We start from the raw sequence: 2,132 nt of genomic DNA on the forward strand, positions 1-2,132 counted from the left end.
CTCAATCCGAAAAGCGGGCTTAACCGCAGGTAGCTGCTAGCCGTACGGTGGTCATCCTGCCAGCACAGAGGTCAACGGATACGAACAGAAAGGGATTTAAGGGTCGTCACGCAATACTAGCCAAAACGGCTGAGAGGCTAGAGCCAACAGGCACCGGATAGAAGGGCTGGGCATCTGCTAACGTGACCCAGAATCACCCCCGATAAACCCGGCCCAGAGTCCCGTCCTACCGACCTCGCCAAACCGTCCTTGGGAACGAAGTAACCCCTACGCGTCTCTTCGAGAGCGGTCGATACCTCGAAGTAGGGGCCAACCCGGATGGCGGGTAGGGGCAGGATGATGTCAGAAGCCAAGGCCTGGGGTAATGCCCAGGATACGCTGACGGACATCCGGCAAGTGAGAGGGTAAAGCTACTGAGTCGAGTGAAGAAGTCATGAGCCAGACCCTAGAGCGGTCTAGGTATGAATGGAACACGGTGAACTGGCGACAGGTCGAGATTCGCGTGTTCAAGCTTCAAAGGCGGATTTACCAAGCGGCGAGCCGGAACGACGTAAGACTCGTCCATCGATTACAGAGACTGTTGAGCCGCTCTTGGTATGGTCGCCTCCTCGCGGTCCGGCGAGTGAGTCAAGACAACCAAGGCAAGCGGACGGCGGGCATTGATGGGGTGGCCAAACTCACCGGCCCCCAGCGATGGGCGTTAGCCAATCGGCTCAGCCTTTCGGCTAAAGCCCAAGCGGTACGACGCATTTGGATTGACAAACGCAATGGCACAGAGCAACGCCCCTTAGGCATTCCCGTGATGCACGACCGGGCTGGCCAAGCGTTGGTCAAACTAGCGCTAGAACCCGAATGGGAAGCTTATTTTGAGCCGAACAGCTATGGTTTCAGGCCAGGACGCAGCGTCCATGACGCGATTGATGCGCTCTTCAAAGTGATTGCGAAACAGCCCAAGTACGTCCTCGATGCCGATATCGCCCAATGCTTTGAGCGCATCAACCACTCTGCCCTAATTCAGAAGCTAAACGCCCCCGCTTGGCTGAGACGTCCCATCGAGGGATGGCTCAAAGCAGGGGTTTGGGACCAAGGTAACTGGTTTCCTAGAACCCAAGGCACCCCTCAAGGGGGCGTGCTCTCTCCCTTACTGGCCAACATTGCCTTACACGGGATGGAGCATGACCTGCAAACGCTCGTACAGCCCCGCTCGTATCTGCTCCATGGCGTACGACGGCGGGCCGTCCCCCTACGGGTGATCCGGTATGCCGATGATTTCGTGGTGCTCCACCCGGATTTAGCCACCCTCCAAGCGGCCCGAACGGCCCTTGAACACTGGCTCAAGCCGCTTGGCCTGGAACTTCATCCAAGAAAAACCCAAATCGTCCATACCCTGGGGGCTAGCTCAGTGCCAACCGGCTTCGACTTCCTGGGATTTCGGATTCGACAATTTCCGGGAAGCCCGCGGCGCTGGAGGGGAGGGTTTAAGACCATCATTCAACCCTCCCCAGAGGCCTGCCGCCGACATCGACAGCAGTTACGACAGATCGTTAGAGCCCATCGAGGCGATACTCAGCGCCTACTGATTAGACGCCTGAACACCTCGATTCGGGGTTGGAGGCAGTTTTACCGCACCGTGTGCAGTCGAGACTGTTTCTCCAGCCTGGATGACTATCTGTACCGATTACTGATGCGATGGACTCAGCGGCAGAAGCACGACGGCAGTAGCCACCGTCAGGTCGCCCACTACTGGGGCGTTGACCGGGGGATGGGGTGGGTCTTCTGTACTCGAGATGGTCTGGCACTGGCCCAGCATCAAAAGGTTCGTTGTCAACGACACATCAAAGTCAGGGGCATTAAATCGCCCTACGATGGAGACTGGCTCTACTGGGCCGCTCGACGGGGTCGCTATCCAGGGCTCTCGTCGAAACTCGCGCTGTTGTTGAAACGACAACTCGGCTGCTGTGCACGGTGTGGACTTGTCTTTACTTGGAGTAGTTTGCTTGAGGTACACCACATTAACGGGTGTCATCAAGACGACCGTCTGGATAATCTCCAAGTGCTGCACCGTCACTGCCACGACCAGGCACATGGGGCAGGTCGTCACCGCTCGTTCCGTACGAATGACAACGACTCAC

Annotated in this window: 1 protein-coding gene; it reads left to right on the forward strand. The window is 57.4% G+C overall.

Going from position 1 to position 2,132, the window contains the following annotated elements; genetic code table 11:
* Positions 1–433: 433 nt before the first annotated feature.
* Positions 434–2,132: group II intron reverse transcriptase/maturase (gene ltrA / locus VB780_RS08445; protein WP_323350694.1), on the forward strand; the 1,699-nt coding region annotated here is incomplete at its 3' end.

This window comes from Leptolyngbya sp. CCNP1308, assembly GCF_034932455.1.
Lineage (GTDB): Bacteria > Cyanobacteriota > Cyanobacteriia > Phormidesmidales > Phormidesmidaceae > Nodosilinea.